The organism is Quadrisphaera sp. DVD1 (assembly GCF_058932755.1).
The window spans coordinates 1-17947 of sequence record NZ_JBZYWI010000032.1 but is presented as its reverse complement, the minus strand read 5'-3'; the positions used below and the strand labels follow the sequence as shown (position 1 = coordinate 17947).

General features: G+C 75.8%; 18 protein-coding genes and 1 pseudogene. 13 read left to right on the top strand and 6 right to left on the bottom strand.

Going from position 1 to position 17947, the window contains the following annotated elements; translation table 11 throughout:
• Positions 1–2 precede the first annotated feature (2 nt).
• Entirely contained in the window at positions 3–974 is a 972-nt protein-coding gene (locus tag AC5FZL_RS05765; protein ID WP_493617615.1) for a glucosyl-3-phosphoglycerate synthase, read from the bottom strand.
• 192 nt (positions 975–1166) lie between these two features.
• Here AC5FZL_RS05765 and AC5FZL_RS05760 point away from each other — a divergent pair, with 192 nt between their 5' ends.
• Genes AC5FZL_RS05760 through pheA form a run of 4 tightly spaced genes read left to right on the top strand, consistent with a single transcriptional unit; the run spans position 1167 to position 4397 of the window.
• A complete protein-coding gene (locus tag AC5FZL_RS05760; RefSeq protein ID WP_493617614.1) occupies positions 1167–1643 on the top strand; it encodes an ATP-binding protein in 477 nt (158 codons plus the stop codon).
• A gap of 37 nt (positions 1644–1680) precedes the next feature.
• Positions 1681–2649: a DUF5926 family protein gene (locus AC5FZL_RS05755; RefSeq protein WP_493617613.1), complete on the top strand. Its 969-nt coding sequence runs from the start codon at positions 1681–1683 to the stop codon at positions 2647–2649.
• An 8-nt stretch (positions 2650–2657) separates the two neighbouring features.
• Positions 2658–3428, top strand: coding sequence for a glycosyltransferase (locus AC5FZL_RS05750; protein ID WP_493617612.1), 771 nt, complete (start codon positions 2658–2660; stop codon positions 3426–3428).
• 9 nt (positions 3429–3437) lie between these two features.
• Positions 3438–4397, top strand: coding sequence for a prephenate dehydratase (gene pheA / locus AC5FZL_RS05745; protein ID WP_493617611.1), 960 nt, complete (start codon positions 3438–3440; stop codon positions 4395–4397).
• A gap of 19 nt (positions 4398–4416) precedes the next feature.
• Here pheA and AC5FZL_RS05740 read toward each other — a convergent pair whose 3' ends face one another.
• A complete protein-coding gene (locus AC5FZL_RS05740) occupies positions 4417–5538 on the bottom strand; it encodes a diacylglycerol/lipid kinase family protein (RefSeq protein ID WP_493617610.1) in 1122 nt (373 codons plus the stop codon).
• Positions 5539–5647: 109 nt separating this feature from the next.
• Between AC5FZL_RS05740 and serS the strand changes: the two genes are divergently transcribed.
• From serS to AC5FZL_RS05695, 9 genes are all read left to right on the top strand, one after another.
• Positions 5648–6916: a serine--tRNA ligase gene (serS, locus tag AC5FZL_RS05735; protein ID WP_493617609.1), complete on the top strand. Its 1269-nt coding sequence runs from the start codon at positions 5648–5650 to the stop codon at positions 6914–6916.
• A 45-nt stretch (positions 6917–6961) separates the two neighbouring features.
• The gene (locus AC5FZL_RS05730) at positions 6962–8443 is read left to right on the top strand and encodes a mannitol dehydrogenase family protein (protein WP_493617608.1); all 1482 of its coding nucleotides are present in this window, start codon (positions 6962–6964) and stop codon (positions 8441–8443) included.
• A 102-nt stretch (positions 8444–8545) separates the two neighbouring features.
• Positions 8546–9577 carry a LacI family DNA-binding transcriptional regulator gene (locus AC5FZL_RS05725; RefSeq protein ID WP_493617607.1) on the top strand — a complete coding sequence of 344 codons (1032 nt, stop codon included), beginning with the start codon at positions 8546–8548 and terminating at the stop codon, positions 9575–9577.
• Positions 9578–9632: 55 nt separating this feature from the next.
• On the top strand, positions 9633–11018 hold the full coding sequence (locus AC5FZL_RS05720) for an ABC transporter substrate-binding protein (protein ID WP_493617606.1): 1386 nt from the start codon (positions 9633–9635) through the stop codon (positions 11016–11018).
• A 122-nt stretch (positions 11019–11140) separates the two neighbouring features.
• Positions 11141–12124, top strand: coding sequence for a carbohydrate ABC transporter permease (locus AC5FZL_RS05715; protein WP_493617605.1), 984 nt, complete (start codon positions 11141–11143; stop codon positions 12122–12124).
• The gene (locus tag AC5FZL_RS05710) at positions 12124–13029 is read left to right on the top strand and encodes a carbohydrate ABC transporter permease (RefSeq protein WP_493617604.1); all 906 of its coding nucleotides are present in this window, start codon (positions 12124–12126) and stop codon (positions 13027–13029) included. Before AC5FZL_RS05715 ends, AC5FZL_RS05710 begins: the two co-directional genes overlap by 1 nt.
• Before the next feature lie 26 nt (positions 13030–13055).
• A complete protein-coding gene (locus AC5FZL_RS05705; protein WP_493617623.1) occupies positions 13056–14072 on the top strand; it encodes an NAD(P)-dependent alcohol dehydrogenase in 1017 nt (338 codons plus the stop codon).
• 37 nt (positions 14073–14109) lie between these two features.
• A complete protein-coding gene (locus AC5FZL_RS05700; protein ID WP_493617603.1) occupies positions 14110–14940 on the top strand; it encodes an HAD family hydrolase in 831 nt (276 codons plus the stop codon).
• A complete protein-coding gene (locus AC5FZL_RS05695; protein WP_493617602.1) occupies positions 14937–15758 on the top strand; it encodes an HAD family hydrolase in 822 nt (273 codons plus the stop codon). The genes AC5FZL_RS05700 and AC5FZL_RS05695 overlap by 4 nt, the downstream gene beginning before the upstream one ends.
• Positions 15759–15765: 7 nt before the next feature.
• Here AC5FZL_RS05695 and AC5FZL_RS05690 read toward each other — a convergent pair whose 3' ends face one another.
• From AC5FZL_RS05690 to AC5FZL_RS05675, 4 genes and pseudogenes are all read right to left on the bottom strand, one after another.
• On the bottom strand, positions 15766–16059 hold the full coding sequence (locus tag AC5FZL_RS05690) for a hypothetical protein (protein ID WP_493617601.1): 294 nt from the start codon (positions 16057–16059) through the stop codon (positions 15766–15768).
• 148 nt (positions 16060–16207) lie between these two features.
• Entirely contained in the window at positions 16208–16762 is a 555-nt protein-coding gene (locus AC5FZL_RS05685; RefSeq protein ID WP_493617600.1) for a bacterial proteasome activator family protein, read from the bottom strand.
• A gap of 14 nt (positions 16763–16776) precedes the next feature.
• Positions 16777–17757, bottom strand: coding sequence for an NAD(P)H-quinone oxidoreductase (locus tag AC5FZL_RS05680; RefSeq protein ID WP_493617599.1), 981 nt, complete (start codon positions 17755–17757; stop codon positions 16777–16779).
• Positions 17754–17947: pseudogene (locus tag AC5FZL_RS05675) on the bottom strand (hypothetical protein); the annotation flags it as partial. The pseudogene AC5FZL_RS05675 and the gene AC5FZL_RS05680, both read right to left, overlap by 4 nt.

Below are 17947 nucleotides of genomic sequence, written 5' to 3'. Positions count from 1 at the left end.
GGTCAGCCCACCAGCGCCGCCGACCGGGCGCCGGTGCGGGCCCGGTAGCCGGGGACGGTGACCATCGGGGGCCGCTCGTGCAGCGACACGTCGCGCTCCTCCGGGGCCCAGGCGCCGGAGGCGTCGCGCACGAACTGCGTCAGCGACCCCGCCAGCGCGTCGGGGTCGTGGACGGCGCTGGAGCGCGAGAGCACCGCGGACAGCACCTGGGCGGCCATCCGGCCCAGCGCCGCGGTGCTCTGGTTGCGGTGCTCCCGGTGGCCCAGGTCCACCTGGGCCAGGCCGTCCAGCCCCACGAGGCGCAGCGCGTCGAGCAGCATCCCGACCTCCACGCCGTACCCGGAGACGAAGGGCAGGCGCTCCAGCAGCGAGCGCCGCGCGGCGTACTCGCCGGAGAGCGGCTGGACGACGCCCGCGAGGTCCGGGGCGAGCCGGCTGAGCAGGGGCCGGGCCACCAGCTCGGTCACGCGGCCCCCCGAGGTCGCGTCGACGCCGGCCAGCGGGCGGTCGTAGCAGCCCTTGACCAGCGAGACGCCCGGCTGGCACAGGAGCGGGCCGAGCAGCCCGGTGATGAGCGCCGGGTGCGGGTCGACGAGGTCGGAGTCGATGAAGGCGACCACGTCGCCGCTGGTCACGGCGAGGGACTTCCACAGCACCTCGCCCTTGCCCGGGAAGGACCCGACCTCGGGGAGGACGTCGTCGCGGTGGTGCACGCGCGCGCCGGCGTCCGCGGCGACCCGGGCGGTGGCGTCGGTGGAGCCCGAGTCCATGACCACCACCTCGTCGACGAGGCCCGTCCGCTCGCCGAGCTCGACGACCATCGCCACGACCGCGCCGACCGTGGCCTCCTCGTCGAGGGCGGGCAGCACCACGCTCACCCGCGTGTCGGCCTTGCAGGCCTCCATCGCCACCAGCGGCCAGTCGGCGGCCCGGCTGGTGCGTCGCGCGTACCAGTCGCTCACGTGGGTCTGCATGGCGCGACAGTGGCACGCGCGAGGCGGCGGCTGAAGACCTCGCACCCGTGCCGCAGCCGACGTTGATCTGATGTTCACGCGCCGGTCACGCGCGCAGCGCGGGGGGCCGTGATCACCTCGTGATGTTTCACGGGGACCGCCCTCGGGTACCCCTGCTCCGTCAGCGAGCGGAGAGTGCTGAGGGGGATGGCCGTGCCGAGCAGCACGAACACGCCCTCGCTGCTCCAGGCCCCCGCGGGGGCCAGCGGCTGCTCCGTGCTCCTCCCGCACCAGGCGATGGCGGTGCCGCACGCCCGCCGCGCGCTGGTCGCCGCCCTGAGCGCCCCCGTGGCCGACCCGGCCGTGCTCGCCGTGGTCGACGCCGTCGCCGTGGTCGTCTCCGAGCTGCTGGGCAACGCCGTCCGCCACGCGGCGCCGCTGGGCGAGGGCGACGTCCTCCTCCGCTGGTCCGTCGAGGCGGGGGCCGTCCGCGTCGAGGTCGTCGACGGCGGCGGGGGTGCGCTCGCCCCCCGCGACGCCGCTGCGACCGCGACCACCGGCCGCGGGCTGCGCATCGTCGAGGCGCTGACCTCGGCGTGGGGCTCGGACACCGACGCCACGGGCCGCCGCACCGTGTGGGCCTGCATCCCCACGGCGTGCACCGCGGTCGACCTGCCCCGCACCGCCTGAGCCGGGCGGTTCCCGCCTCGCGTGGGAGAGTGGTCGGGTGAGCGCACCGGCCAGCCCCTCGACCGCATCCCCGTCCGGGCAGGCGGTCCCCGTCGTCTCCCCGCGCCAGCCCTGCCCGTGCGGCTCGGGCAAGCGCTACAAGCTCTGCCACGGGCGTGCGGCGGCGGCCCAGGCCACCGCCCTGGTGCTGCGCCCCTTCGAGGGCCTGGCCGGCGAGGTCGACTGGGTGGCGCTGCGCGAGATCGTGCCGGCCGCCACGGCCACGGTGCGCACCGCTCCGGGTGCGGCGGCGCACGGCGTCCCGGCCGACCTCGAGGTCACCGTGGCCACGGTCCTGCCGATGGCCGCTCCGGCCCTGCGCCGCGCGGACGGCTCGGTGCTGCTGGGCCTGCAGGCGCCGGTCAGCTCCGGGGACGCCAGCCGCGACGTCGCCGCGGCCCTCGTGCGGGCCCTGGCCGCCGAGCCGGGCACGCCGCTGGCCCCCGGCGCGCTGCCCGGCCCCGGTCCGCGCCTGCAGGACCTGCTCGACCCGGCCGCCGGGTTCGACGTCGTGGTCCACGACGGCTTCGACTTCTGGCTGCCCGACCCCTCCTCCGCCGACGCCTCGGCGCGGGCCGCCCTGGAGGAGGCCGGCGCCTCCGTGGTGCCCACCGCGCGCCTGAGCGGCGTGGAGGGTGCGTACTGGTGCCGCGCGGGCGAGCGCGAGCTGCTGCGCTGGGTGCTCCCGCAGGAGGAGCAGGCGCTGCTCGACGCCCTGGCCCGCCTGCACGCCGCGGGTGCCTCGGCCCTGGCCGCGGGCAGCCGCTACCTCGGCGCCTTCCGCGCCCACGGCCTCCTCGTCCCGGTGTGGGACCTCGCCGCGGGCACCGGGCCCGACGACGTCGAGGAGCCCGCGGCGGCCTTCGGGCAGCGGCTGGCGGAGGCCCTCGCGGTCACCGCGCCGCTGACGGCCGACGAGCGGCGGGCCCGGGCGGGCGTCGTCTCCCGCCAGCTGACGCTGCGCTGACCGACGCCGTGCCCGACGCCGTGCCCGACGTCCCACCCCGCGCCGTCCCCACGCGCGTGGCCGCCGTGGTCCCGGCCCGGGACGCAGCGGACCGGATCGCCGCCACGGTCCGCGCGCTCAGCACGGTGCCCGGCGTCGACCTCGTCGTGGTCGTCGACGACGGCAGCTCCGACGAAACCGCGGCGCTCGCCGCAGCGGCCGGCGCGCGGGTGGTGCGCCACCGGCGCCGGCGGGGCAGGGCGGCCGCGCTGGAGACGGGCGCGGGCGCGGTGGCGCTGTGGGAGGAGCGCGGTGCGGTTCCGGCGGCCCGCGGGCGCGCGCTGCTGCTCGTCGACGCCGACCTGGGCGAGGCGGCGGCCGCCAGCGCGGCCCTCACCGCGCCGGTGCTGACCGGTCGGCTCGACATGGCCGTCGCGCTGGCCCCCGAGCAGGCGCCCGGCGGCGAGGGCGGCCGCGCTGCCGCCCTCGCCCGTCGCGGGGTGAGCGCCACGAGCGGCTGGGCGCCGTCCCAGCCGCTCTCGCACGCGCGGTGCCTGACGCGCCAGGCGCTGGAGGCGGCCCTCCCGCTCGCGCGGGGAGCGGGCGTGGAGGCCGCGCTCACCCTCGACGTGGTGGCCGCCGGCCACCGGGTGGAGGAGGTGCCGTGCGCGGTCGCCCACCGCGAGCCCGACGGCGGCTGGTGGTCCCGGGCCCGGGGGGCCGGCCGCTACCGCGACGTCGCTCGCGCCGTCGCCGCGCGCCGCCTGCGCGCGCGCTGGGCGCGCTGGCGCAGCCACTAGCGTGGCGCGATGACCTCGCAGGCCCCGGACGGCAGCAGCCCGCAGCGACTGGCCTTCCTCGGACCGGAGGGGACGTTCACCGAGGCGGCGCTGCGCCGCCTGCCCGGCTCCTCCGACGCCGTCCGGCTGCCCTTCACGAGCGTGGACGCCGCGCTGGACGCCGTCCGCACCGGAGCGGTCGACGCAGCCGTCGTGCCGATCGAGAACTCGGTGGAGGGCGGGGTCAGCGCCACCCTCGACGCCCTGGCCGGCGGCGCCCCCCTCGTCGTCGTGGGCGAGGTGCTCGTCCCGATCGCGTTCGTGCTGGCCGCCCGGCCCGGCACCGCGCTGGAGGAGGTCACCCGCGTGGGCAGCCACCCCCACGCCCTGGCCCAGTGCCGGGGCTGGCTGGCCGCGCACCTGCCCGCCGCGGGCACCGTGCCGGCGCTGTCCACCGCGGCCGCGGCGCAGGCCGTGGCCGCCGGGGAGGCGCCCTACGACGCCGTGCTCTGCGCCGACGTCGCCGCCGGCACGTGGGGGCTCCAGGTGCTCGCCGAGGGGGTGGCCGACAACGCCTCGGCGGTCACCCGGTTCGTCGTGGTCGCCCGCCCCGGCCCCGTGCCCGCGCCCACCGGCGCCGACAAGACGACGCTGGCGGCCTCGCTGGCGGAGGACCGCGCGGGCGCGCTGCTCGAGCTCCTCGAGCAGTTCGCCGCGCGCGGGGTCAACCTCACCCGGATCGAGTCCCGCCCGGTCGGCACCGAGCTGGGGCGGTACTCCTTCTCGATCGACTGCGAGGGGCACGTGGCCGACCCGCGCGTGGGCGAGGCGCTCATGGGTCTGCGCCGGGTCTGCGCCTCGCTGCGCTTCCTCGGCTCCTACCCCCGCGCCGACGGCGCCGCGCCGTCCTCCCCGCCCGGCACCTCCGACGCCGACTTCACCGCTGCGCGGGAGTGGCTGTCCCAGGTGCGCGCCGGGGCCCGGAGCTAGGCGCCGCTCGCCGCGCGGCTCAGCCGGCCTGCGGTGCGGCGCCCGCGGCGACGCGGACCACGAGGGCCCGCTCGTCGACGCGCAGGCGCAGCTGGCGCGCGTCGCCCACCGGGTCGCCGTCCAGCTGCGCGGGCTGGGGGCTCTCGGCGGTCAGGACGATCTCGCGGCCGCGCCAGTGGTCCATCCGCCCGTCGGGACGGCTGCGGCGCGTCACGAGGCGACCGGCGATGTCGACCCAGCCGATGAGGCCGCGCGGGCCCATCGAGACGGCGTCGAGGTAGCCGTCGTCGACCTCGGCGTCCGGCATGAGGGTCAGCCCGCCCTGCAGCCGGCCGACGTTGCCCACGACCACCGTGCGCACCCGGCGCGTGTGGCTCCTGCCGTCCACCTCGATGCGCACCCGGGTGCGGTGGCCGCGCAGCTCCCGCACGCCCGAGACGAAGTAGGCGATCGGCCCGACCCTGGCCTTGAGCCGCTCGGGCACGCTCGCCATCACCGCGGCGTCGAAGCCCATCCCGGCCATGACGAGGAACGCGCGCTCCTCGGGGCGCCGGTGCTCCTCGCCGTGCGGCCCGACGACGGTCACCCAGCCGACGTCGATGCGCCGGTCGTCTCCGGTGAGCGCGACGCGCATCGCCTCGCCCACGTCGTCGGGGGAGATCTCCGCGGCCCGGGAGATGGCGAAGTCGAGGTTGCGGGCCAGCAGGTTGCCGGTGCCCGCCGGCACGAGGCCGAGGGCCGTGCCGGTGCCGGCGAGGACCTGCGCCACGCAGCGCACGGTGCCGTCACCGCCGCACGCGGCCACGAGGTCGGCACCGGCCTCCAGCGCCTGGCGGGTCTGGCCGATCCCCGGGTCCTCGGGGGTGGTCTCCAGCCACAGCGGGTCGGCCCAGCCGAGCTCGCGGCACGCCCGGGTGATCTGCGCGCGCAGCGGCTCGACGTCCGAGAACTTGCTCGGGTTGATCACCACGGCGGGCAGCGGCCGGTCGGCGGGCTGGGCGTCCAGCGGCTCGGGGCGGTCGGCCTGGCTGGAGCGGCGGGCCATCGTGGAGCGGACCTGCATCACCAGGGTCACCGCCACCACGGCCGCCACGACGGCCAGGAGGGCCACCACCAGGATGATCAGGTCTGCCGTCGTCACTTCCGCACGGTACCGGCACGTGCTGGGCCCAGCACCCTCGCCCAGCACCCTCGCCCAGCACCCTCGCCCAGCACCCGCGCCGGCCGCCGCGCGGCTACTGTGGGCGGTCGTGATCGACGTGAGGCAGCTGCGGGAGGACCCCGAGGCGGTGCGCGCCAGCCAGCGCGCCCGCGGGGCGGACGAGGGCCTGGTGGACGCCGTCCTGGCCGCCGACACCGGGCGGCGGGCGGCGATGACCCGCGCCGAGGGTCTGCGCGCGGAGCAGAAGGCGCTGGGCAAGCAGGTCGCGTCCGCGAAGGGCGACGAGAAGCAGGAGCTGCTGGCCCGCGCGAAGGGCCTGGCCGAGGAGGCCAGGGCCGCCGCTGCGGAGGCCGAGGAGCAGGGCGCCGCCTTCGACGCGCTCATCCGCTCGATCGCCAACGTCGTCGAGGACGGCGTCCCCGCCGGCGGGGAGGACGACTACGTCGTCCTGCGCGAGGTCGGGACGCCGCAGGACCTCGGCTTCCCGGCGCGCGACCACCAGGAGCTCGGCGAGCTCCTGCGGGCGATCGACACCGAGCGCGGCGCCAAGGTCTCCGGGTCGCGCTTCTACTTCCTCACCGGCGTGGGTGCGCGGCTGGAGCTGGCGCTGCTGAACCTGGCGATGGACCGCGCCGTGGCGGCCGGCTTCACCGCGATGATCACCCCGACGCTGGTCAAGCCCGAGGTGATGGCGGGCACCGGCTTCCTCGGCGCCCACGCCGACGAGGTCTACCGCCTCGAGGCCGACGACCTGTACCTCGTGGGCACCTCCGAGGTGGCCCTCGCCGGCTACCACGCCGACGAGGTGCTCGACCTCAGCGGCGGGCCGCTGCGCTACGCCGGCTGGTCGGCCTGCTACCGCCGGGAGGCCGGCTCCTACGGGCGGGACACCCGCGGGATCATGCGCGTCCACCAGTTCCACAAGGTGGAGATGTTCTCCTACTGCCCCGCCGAGGACGCCGCCGAGGAGCACCAGCGGCTGCTCGCCTGGGAGGAGGAGCTGCTGGCCGCCGTCGAGGTGCCCTACCGGGTGATCGACGTCGCGGCCGGTGACCTCGGCTCCTCGGCCGCGCGCAAGTACGACTGCGAGGCGTGGGTGCCCTCCCAGGGCCGCTACCGCGAGCTCACCTCGACCTCGAACTGCACCACCTTCCAGGCCCGCCGCCTGGGCATCCGCGAGAAGGGGCCGGACGGCGCGAACCGGCCGGTCGCCACCCTCAACGGCACGCTCGCGACCACCCGCTGGCTGGTGGCGATCCTCGAGAACCACCAGCGCGAGGACGGCTCCGTCCTCGTCCCGGCGGCGCTGCGCCCCTACCTGGGCGGCCTGGAGGTGCTCCTGCCCGTCACCGCCTGAGGGGCGGGGTCGTCGCCGGGCGCGGCGCACCGGCAGGATGGGCGGATGCAGCCGCTGAACGCCGCCGGTCTCGCCTCGATCGGCGCGGAAGTGCCGGTGCCCGGCTACGACCGCAGCCAGGTGCGCACCGGGATCGTCCACCTGGGGGTCGGTGGCTTCCACCGGGCCCACCAGGCCATGTACCTGGACCGCCTGATGAGCCAGGGCCAGGCCCTCGACTGGGGCATCTGCGGCGTGGGGGTCCTCCCGCACGACGCGCGCATGCGCGACGCGCTCCGCGCGCAGGACGGCCTGTACACGCTCGTGGTCAAGCACGCCGACGGCGCGCTGGAGCCGCGGGTGATCGGCTCGATCGTCGAGTACCTGCTCGCCCCCGACGACCCCGAGGCCGTCATCGAGAAGATGGCCGACCCCGCCGTGCGGATCGTCTCCCTCACGGTCACCGAGGGCGGGTACAGCATCGACCAGGTCACCGGCGTCTTCGACGCGTCGGCCCCGGCCGTGCAGCGCGACCTCGCGCCCGGCGCGGTGATGCAGACCACCTTCGGCCTGGTGACCGAGGCCCTCGCCCGGCGCCGGGCGCGCGGCGTCGCGGCGTTCACCGTGATGAGCTGCGACAACCTCCAGGGCAACGGCGACCTCGCCCGGCGCGCCTTCACGTCCTTCGCGCGGCTGCGCGACGCCGACCTGGGCGCCTGGGTGGAGGCCGAGGTGGCCTTCCCCAACACCATGGTCGACCGGATCACCCCGCAGACCGCGCCCGAGGACGTCGAGCTGGTCCGCGAGCGGTTCGGCATCGACGACGCCTGGCCCGTGGTCTGCGAGCCGTTCACGCAGTGGGTCGTGGAGGACCGCTTCCCCACCGGCCGCCCGCCCCTGGAGGACGTCGGGGTGCAGATCGTCGAGCACGTCGAGCCCTACGAGCTCATGAAGCTGCGCCTGCTCAACGCCGGCCACCAGGCGCTGTGCTACTTCGGCCACCTGCTCGGGCACCGCTACGTGCACGAGGCGAGCCAGGACCCGCTGCTCGCCGCGTTCGTGCGGGCGTACATGGACCGCGAGGCCACCCCGACCCTCGAGCCGCTGCCGGGGGTGGACGTGGAGGAGTACAAGGACACCCTGTTCGAGCGCTTCACCAACCCCGAGGTCCGCGACACCGTCGCCCGCCTCTGCCAGGACAGCTCCGACCGCATCCCCAAGTGGCTGCTGCCCGTGGTGCGCTCCCAGCTCGCCTCGGGTGGCGAGATGCACCGCAGCGCGGCCGTCGTCGCCAGCTGGGCGCGCTACGCCGAGGGCGTCGACGAGCAGGGGCAGCCGATCAACGTCGTCGACCGCCTCGCCGTGCGCCTGCAGGTCCTCGCGGAGCACCAGGCGCAGGACCCGCTGGCCTTCCTCGCCGACCGCAGCCTCTTCGGCGACCTCGGCGACGACGAGCGGTTCACCACCCCGTACCTCCGCGCGCTGGACTCCCTGCACGCTCGGGGCGCCCGCGCGACGCTCGAGGAGCTCACCGCCCCCCGGCCGTGACCGATTCGTGATCCGAACGGCGTGATCCCGCCGTTGACAACGTTTGCACGACCCCGACAGACTCCTCGCACTGCCAGACGACGACGTCGGAGGAGGACTGCGATGGCGCAGCGCACGCGCACCACGCTCACCGACGTCGCCGACCGCTCGGGCGTCAGCCCCTCCACCGCCTCCCGCGTCCTGCACGGCGGCGCCGGGGTCAGCGAGGAGCTCGCCACCCGGGTGCGCCAGGCGGCCGAGGACCTCGGCTACTCGGTCAACCGGCAGGCGCGCTCCCTGCGCCGCGGGCGCTCCGAGGCGATCGGCGTGGCCGTCGAGGACTTCTCCATCCCGTTCTTCGGCCGGCTCGTCTCCCTCGTCGAGCGGGCCGCCCACGAGCGGGGCCACGGGGTGGTGATCGCGTGCGCCGGCAGCGGCCGCTCCGAGGAGGAGGCCGTGGAGTCCCTGCTCAGCCGCAGCGTCGCGGGCCTGATCGTCAGCTCGGGCACGAGCGGTGCTCCCGAGGGGTACCTCGACGAGGTGGCCCGCGAGGTGCCGCTGGTGCAGGTCGACGCACCGGGGCCGAGCAGCATCGCCGACTCGGTCGGCATCGACAACGCGGCCGCCGGACGCGCGGTCACCGAGCACCTGCTGGCCCACGGCCACGAGCGGGTCCTCTTCGTCGGCAGCGGTCCCGCGGCCCGCACCGTGGTCCAGCGCCGCCACGGCTACGAGCAGGCGATGCGCGCCGCGGGCCTGCGCCCGCAGGCCGCCTGGCTCGGGTACGAGCCCCGCGACGCCCGGGAGCAGGCGCTGGCGGTGCTCGAGCGCGACACCGAGAGCACCGCCGTCCTGTCCAGCGTGGCGCGCACCACCATGGGCCTGCTGTCGGCCATCGCGGCGCTCGGCCGGCGCGACCTCGCGGTCATCGCCATCGACGACCTCGCCGGGGCCGACGCCTTCCGGCCGGGGCTCACCGTCCTGGAGCAGGACGCCGAAGGCATCGGTGCCCGGGCGGCGGCCCTGCTCTTCGAGCGGATCGACGGCCACACCGGTCCGCCGCGGCACGTCGAGCTCGACCTGCAGCTCATCGAGCGCGGCTCGGGCGAGCTGCCCCCCCACCGTCCTGAGCGCGCCCCGGCGCTGCTCCGGTGACCACAGATGTCCGGCCCGGGGGATCCCGGCCGGCGGACCCAGAGAGGGACGAACCATGAGAGCACGAGGACGTGCTGGCGCCGTGGGCGTCGTGGCGGCAGCGACCGCTCTGATCACGGCCGGCTGCTCCGGCGCCGGTGGCGGCGGGGGCGGCGGCGGGGGCGGCGGTGGTGAGGACGGTGGGCAGTCCATCGACGTCATCATGGTCAACAACCCGCAGATGGAGGACCTGCAGGCGCTGACGGAGGAGCACTTCACCGCCGACTCCGGCATCACGGTGAACTTCACGGTGCTCCCGGAGAACGACGTCCGCGACACCATCCAGACCGACTTCACGTCCCAGGCCGGCCAGTACGACGTCGCGACCATCTCGAACTACGAGGTGCCGTTCTTCTCCACGAACGGGTGGCTGGCCAACCTCGACAGCTACGTCGAGGAGGACACCGAGTTCAACCAGGACGACATCCTGCAGCCGATCGCCGCCGGTCTGACCGGGGAAGACGGCTCGCTCTACGCCGAGCCCTTCTACGGCGAGAGCTCGTTCCTCATGTACCGCGCGGACGTGTTCCAGGAGATGGGCCTGACGATGCCCGAGAACCCGACCTGGGACCAGGTCGCGGACCTCGCCGCGCAGATCGACAACAAGGTGCCGTCCGCGCCCGACATGAACGGCATCTGCCTGCGCGGCCAGACCGGCTGGGGCCAGGTCTTCGCCCCGCTGACCACGGTGGTCAACACCTTCGGCGGCACCTGGTTCGACGAGGACTTCAACGCCCAGGTCAACGCGCCGGAGTTCGTCGAGGCCACGCAGTTCTACGTCGACCTGGTCACCCAGTACGGCGAGCCGGACGCCGCGAACGCCGGCTTCACCGAGTGCCTCAACGCGGTCACGCAGGGCGGCGCGGCCATGTGGTACGACGCCACCTCCGCGGCCGGTTCGCTCGAGGCCGACGACTCGCCCGTGAAGGGGAAGATGGGCTACGTCGCGGCCCCGGTCAAGGAGACGGCCTCCTCGGGCTGGCTGTACAGCTGGGCGTTCGGGATCCAGGAGGCGTCCGACAACAAGGACGCCGCGTGGGAGTTCATCTCCTGGGCCTCCAGCCAGGAGTACGAGGAGCTCGTCGCCGAGGAGTTCGGCTGGGCCCGCGTGCCCGCCGGCAAGCGCGCCTCCACCTACGAGAACCCCCAGTACCAGGAGGCCGCCGCGGCCTTCTACGCGCCGACGCAGGCGGCCATCGAGGCCGCTGACCCGCTGAACCCAGGCGTGCAGCCGCGCCCGGCCCCCGGCATCCAGTTCGTGGCCATCCCGGAGTTCGCGGGCATGGCCCAGGAGGTCTCGGCGCAGGTCAGCGCCGCGATCGCCGGGCAGACCACGGTGCAGGAGGCGCTCGACCAGGGCCAGGTGCTGGCCCAGGACGCCGGGGACGCCAACAAGGAGTAGCCGCCGCGCGGCCCCAGGAGTAAGACAGGCACTCATCCGCCACGCTGAGGTGGCCGGGGTCCTGCCCCCCTCTCGCGGGAGGGGGGCAGGGACCCGGGGCACCCGGGAAGAAGGTGCTCCGCATGAGCTCGACCACCGCCCCGCCCGCTCCACCGGACGACCTCACGCCGGAGCAGCGCACGCCCTACCAGCCACCGCCGGGCGACGTCGCCCGCAGCCGCAAGGACGCCCGCCGGCGCCGCATCCCGCTGCTCCCGGCGCTCGTCTTCGTCATCGCCACGACGCAGCTGCCGTTCCTCGTGACGATCGTCGTCTCCTTCATGGACTGGCGGGCGCTGCGCCCGGACCAGAGGGGCTTCGCCGGCCTCGACAACTACGCCGAGGTCTTCACCAACCCGGCGCTGCGCAGCGCGGTGCTCACGACGATCCTGCTCACCGTCACGGTGGTGGGGGTGAGCCTGGTCCTGGGCACGCTGATCGCCCTGCTCCTGGACCGCACGTTCTTCGGGCGCGGAGCGGTGCGCACGATGATGATCGCGCCGTTCCTCATCGTCCCCGTCGCGGCGGCGCTGATCTGGAAGCACGCGCTGCTCAACCCGTCGTTCGGGCTGTTCAACGGCATCCTCACCTGGGTGTGGAGCCTGTTCGGCTCCTCGAACCCGCCGCAGATCGCCTGGCTGTCGCGGTTCCCGCTGCTCTCGATCGAGCTGTCGCTGATCTGGCAGTGGACGCCGTTCATGATGCTCATCCTGCTGGCGGGGCTGCAGTCCAAGCCCGGCGACGTGGTCGAGGCCGCCCGCATGGACGGCGCCAGCAGCATGCAGATCTTCCGCTTCATCACCTTCCCCCACCTGCGCCGCTACCTCGAGCTGGGCGGCCTGCTGGGCAGCATCTACATCGTCCAGAACTTCGACGCCGTCTTCACGATCACGGCGGGGGCGCTCGGCACGGCGAACCTCCCCTACACGATCTACGCGACGTTCTTCCAGCGCCAGGACTACGGCCTCGCCTCGGCCCAGGGCGTCGTCGTCGTCATCGGCACGATCATCATCGCCACGCTGGCCCTGCGCGTGGTGTCGTCCCTGTTCGACGAGGAGAACGCCTGATGAGCACGACCGAGTCCACGTCGAGCAACCCCGCCGTCGCCGCCACCTCGTTCAAGGGCCCGCGCCCGAAGCGGCGGGGGGTGGAGAAGAAGGACAGCCCCCTCTGGGGCATCCTCGCCTGGGCGGTCGGGCTGCTGTTCGTGGCGCCCGTGCTGTGGATGGTGCTGACGTCCTTCCACTCCGAGGTCAACGCCGCGACCAACCCGCCGTCCATCGCCGCGCCGCTGACCCTCGACGGCTACCGCACCTTCCTGGGCCTCGACGGCGGGCGCGACCCGTGGCCCCCGCTGATCAACTCCCTGACCGCGTCGGTGCTCTCCACCCTCCTCGTGCTGGTGCTCGCGATCCCGGCGGCCTACGCGCTGTCGATCAAGCCGATCAAGAAGTGGACCGACGTCCTCTTCTTCTTCCTGTCGACGAAGTTCCTGCCGATCGTCGCCGGCCTCCTGCCGCTGTTCCTCTTCGCCAAGAACACCGGCCTGCTCGACAACATCAACCTCCTGATCCTGCTGTACACCTCGATGAACCTGCCGATCGCGGTCTGGATGATGCGCTCGTTCCTCGCCGAGGTGCCGGTGGAGATGCTGGAGGCCGCTCAGCTGGACGGCGCCGGCCTGGTCACGATGCTGCGACGGGTGGTGGCGCCGGTGGCGCTGCCGGGCATCGCCGCCACGGCGCTGATCTGCTTCATCTTCAGCTGGAACGAGCTCCTGCTGGCCCGCACGCTCACCTCGACGGTGGCCGGCACGGCCCCGAGCTTCCTCACCGGCTTCGCCACGTCGCAGGGGCTGTTCCTCGCCCAGGTCTGCGCGGCGGCCTTCGCGGTCTCGCTGCCGGTGCTGGTCGCGGGCTTCGCGGCGCAGGACAAGCTCGTCCAGGGCCTGTCGCTGGGCGCGGTCAAGTGAGCGGCGCGCAGGCGCTGCCCGGCACCATGTCCGTCTCGGTCCTCCACGGGCCGCAGGACGTCCGCCTCGAGGAGCGCCCGGTGCCGGCGCCAGGGCCGGGAGAGGTGCTCGTCGAGGTCGCCGCGGTGGGGGTGTGCGGCTCCGACGTCCACTACTACCTCGAGGGCCGGATCGGCGACTTCGTCGTCGAGTCGCCGCTCGTCCTCGGCCACGAGGCCTCCGGGCGGGTCGTCGCGGTCGGCCCGGGCGTGCCCGCCGAGCGCGAGGGCCAGCGGGTGGCCATGGAGCCGGGCGTGCCCTGCGGGCACTGCGACCAGTGCCGGGCCGGGCGGTACAACCTCTGCCGGGACGTGCAGTTCTTCGCGACGCCCCCGGTGGACGGCGCCTTCGCCCGCTACGTCGTCCTGGCGGCGGACTTCGCCCACCCCGTGCCGGACTCCCTCTCCGACGACGAGGCGGCGCTGGTGGAGCCGCTCGCGGTCGGCGTCTGGGCGAACGCGAAGGCCGCGGTGGCCCCCGGCGACCGCGTGCTCGTCACCGGCGCCGGCCCGGTCGGGCTGCTCGCGATGCAGGTCGCCCTCGCCCGCGGTGCCACCTCGGTCACCGTCACCGACGTCTCGCCGCAGCGGCTGGCCGTCGCCACCGCGCTGGGGGCGACCCGGGTGGTCGACTCGCGGGAGACCCCCGACCTCGCGGCGGTGGTGGAGGCCGACGTCCTGCTCGAGTGCTCCGGCGCGCAGCGGGCGGTCTCCGGGGGCATCGCCGCCCTGGCCCCGGCGGGGCGCATCGTCCTGGTCGGCATGGCCGGGTCGGCCACGGCCGAGCTGCCGGTCCAGCTGATCCAGAACCGCGAGCTGACGCTCACGGGCACGTTCCGGTACGCGGGCGCCTACCCGGCGGCGATCGCCCTGGCCGCCTCGGGGCGCGTGGACCTCGCCTCGCTGGTCACCGGTCACTACGGCCTGGCGGACGCCGAGCAGGCCCTGACCGCCGCCCGGCGCGACCCCGCCACGATCAAGCCGATCGTGGTGCCGGGGCGCTGAGGAGGAGGGTCGCTCACCAGCGGGCTAGGGTTCGCTGGTGAGCGACCGCTCGGACCCGACCCTGCTGGTCGCCCTGGACGTCGACGGGACGATCGTCGGCCACGACCTCGTCCTCTCCGACCGCGTCCTCAAGGCCGTGCACGCCGTCGTCGAGGCCGGCCACCACGTGGTCGTGGCCACCGGCCGCTCGGCCGCCGGGGTCCTGCCGGTGCTCGCCGACCTCGGCCTGGACACCGGCTACCTCGTCGCCAGCAACGGCGCGGTCACCCTCGCCCTGGACCCGTCAGCGCCCGGGGGCGCCACCACGGTCGACCTCGTCACCTTCGACCCGGCGTCCGCCCTGGCCCTGCTGCGCGACGAGCTGCCCCAGGCCGCCTACGCCGTCGAGGAGCCCAGCGGGGCCGTGCTCGTGGCCGGGCCCTTCCCCGAGGGGGAGCTCACCGGCGACCTGCGCCAGGTGGAGTTCGACGAGCTCGCCGGCACCGCCGCCACCCGCGTCGTGGTGCGCAGCCCCGAGCACACCCCCCAGGAGTTCGTCGACCTCATCGAGCGGGTGGGCCTCAAGGGCGTCAACTACGCGGTCGGCTGGACGGCGTGGCTCGACCTGGCGCCCGAGGGCGTGAGCAAGGCCAGCGCGCTGGAGGGGGTGCGCCAGCGCCTGGGCGTGCCGGCCGAGCGCACGGTGGCGGTCGGTGACGGCCGCAACGACCTGGAGATGTTCGCCTGGGCCCACCGGGCGGTGGCGATGGGCCAGGCCGTCGCCGAGGTGCTCGCCGCGGCCGACGAGGTGACCGCTCCGGTGGAGGAGGACGGCCTCGCCGACGTGCTCGAGGGGCTGCTGCCCGACGGGCCGGTCGCCGGGGCGTGAGCGCGCCGGAGAGCAGCCCCCGGGTGCGCCTCGTGGCCACCGACCTCGACGGCACGCTGGTGCGCCGCGACGGCACCGTCTCGGCGCGCACGGTGGCGGCGCTGGCCGGCTGCCGCGCCGCGGGCGTGGACGTCGTCGCGGTCACCGGGCGGCCGCCGCGCTGGCTGGCCGACCTCGCCGAGGTCGTCGGCACGGCCACGGCCATCTGCGCCAACGGGGCGATCGTCTACGATCTGGCCTCGGCGCGGGTGGTGCGGGCGAGCGTGCTCGCACCGGACGCCGTCCTGGCCGCGGTGGAGGCGGTCCGCGCGGCGCTGCCGGGCACCACGGTGGCGCTGGAGACGCTGCTCGGCTTCCGGCACGAGCCGGACTACCGCCCCCGATTCGACGCCGGAGCAGAGCGGGTGCGCGCCCCGCTGGGCGAGCTGCTGGCCGACGACCCCGGCGTGGTCAAGCTGCTGCTGCGCCACGAGGGCAGCAGCCCGGACGCCGTGCTGGTCGCCGCCCGCGCGGCCCTGGCCGGGATCGCCGAGCCGACGCACTCCGGGTCGCGCGACGGGCTGGTGGAGGTCGCCGCGCTCGGGGTGAGCAAGGCGAGCACCCTCGCGGAGGTGGCCGCCGAGCGCGGTGTGGCGCCCGAGGAGGTGGCCGCCTTCGGCGACATGCCCAACGACGTGGCGATGCTGCGCTGGGCTGGGCAGTCCTACGCCGTGGCCGACGGCCACCCCGACGCGGTGGCCGCGGCCGCCGCCGTCGCGCCGCCGTGCGAGGAGGACGGCGTCGCGCAGGTGCTCGAGCGCCTGGTCCTCCGCCGCTGACCCGTCTTCAGCCGCTGACCAGCCGCTCCACCTGCTCCACCGCGCGGGTCGCCGCGGCGGCGTCGGAGGCGCGCAACCGGGCGTGCAGAGCGGCCTGCGCGGCCTGCGCGGCGAGGGTCGCGGCCCGCGAGAGCCGCGCGTGCAGGTCCCGCGCCGGCCCGGGGATGTCCAGCCCGGCGCTGGGGTGCTCGACCTGGGCGCGCTCGCAGGCGGCCCGGACGGCGTCCAGGCACGCGGCCAGCCGCGCCCCGAGCAGCTCGAGGTCGTCGCGCAGGTCGCCCTCGGGCACGCCCTCGATCACCTGGTGGTAGCGGTCGACGGCCCGGCGGAAGCGGTCGTGCGCGCGGCGCCAGACGCCGGTGCCGAGGACGCGGTCCTCGCGCGAGCGCCCGCCGAGGGCGTCCCGCAGCCCGAGCAGGCGTCCGGTCAGGCGCGAGCGCAGGAGGGCCTCAGAGGTACTGGCCCGGGGCCGGCCGGGGGTCGATGCCGCCGGGGCCGCCCGTCGCCCCCGGGCCGCCGGGGCCACCCACGCCGCCCATGCCGCCACCGGGCGGCAGGGCCCGGCGCATCTGCTCCAGCTGGGAGCGCGCGGCCATCTGCTGGGCGATCAGCGCGGTCTGGATGCCGTGGAAGAGCCCCTCGAGCCAGCCGACGAGCTGGGCCTGGGCGATGCGCAGCTCGGCGTCGCTGGGCGTGGTGCCCTCGGCGAAGGGCAGGCTCACGCGCCGCAGCTCGGCCACGAGGTCGGGGGACAGGCCCTCCTCGAGCTCGGCGAGGGAGCGCTCGTGGACGTGCGCGAGGCGAGCGCGGCCGGCCTCGTCCAGCGGGGCGGAGCGGACCTCCTCGAGCAGCTGCTTGACCATGCTGCCGATGCGCATGACCTTCGCCGGCTCCTCGATGCTCGAGGTGGGGCCGGCGGGCTCCTGCTGCTCGTCGCCGGTCGTGCCCCCCGGCGCGACGACGACGACGGGCTGCTCGGCCGGCTCGGGCGGCTGCTCGCTCACCGCTCCATCTTCGCTCAGCCGGTCACGAGGAGCACCTTGCCCACGTGCCCGCCCTCGGCGAGCAGGTGGTGGGCGCGCGCGGCCTCGGCGAGGGGCACCCGGGCGTGGACGACGGGGCGCACCCGGCCCTCGGCGACGAGCGGCCAGACGTGCTCCACGACGCTGGCGCAGATCGCGGCCTTGTCCGCCAGGGACCGCGCCCGCAGGGTCGAGCCCAGCACGGACAGGCGCTTGGCCAGCACCGCGCCCAGGTCCAGCTCGGCCCGGGTGCCGCCCTGGAGGCCGATGACCACCAGCCGGCCCCCGGGGGCGAGCACCTCGACGTTGCGGCCCAGGTACGGCCCGCCCACGACGTCCAGGACGACGTCGGCGCCCCGCCCGCCCGTGGCCGCGCGGACCTCCGCCACGAAGTCCTCGCTCGTGTGGTCGACCAGCACGCTGGCGCCGAGCTGCGCGCAGCGCTCCAGGGTGGCGCGCCGGCGGGCGGTCACGGCGACGGTGGCCCCCACGTGCCGGGCCAGCTGCACCGCCATCGTGCCGATCCCGCTGCCCCCGCCGTGCACGAGCAGCACCTCGCCCGGGCGCAGGCCGGCGCCGAGGAAGACCGTCGACCACACGGTGGCGGCCACCTCCGGCAGCGCGGCGGCGTCGACGAGGTCGACCCCCGCCGGCACCGGCATGAGCTGGCCCGCGGGGACCGCGACCAGCTCGGCGTAGCCCCCGCCGGCGAGCAGCGCGCAGGCGGCGTCCCCGACCTCCCAGCCGCTGACGCCCTCTCCGAGGGCGGCGACGGTGCCGGAGACCTCCAGGCCGAGCAGCTCGCTGGCTCCGGGGGGCGGGGGGTAGTGGCCCTGGCGCTGGAGCAGGTCGGCGCGGTTGAGGCCCGCGGCGGCCACCGCCAGCAGCACCTCCCCGGGGCCGGGCCTGGGGTCGGGGACCTCGGCGACCTCCAGCTGCTCCGGCCCGCCGGGGGACCGCACCACCACCGCTCTCACCCGGGCGACCCTAGGCGCCGCCCTCCGGCGTCCGGAAGGGCCGGTCCGGCCGCGGCCCGGCGGGCGGCCGCCAGCGCCTGCGGGGTGTCGACGTCCGTGGCGGCCCGGGCGCTGACCGGCACCTGCACGACGTCGCCGCCGCCGAGCAGCCACCCGGCCGACCGCCCCGCCAGCCCCTCCGGCGCCGAGG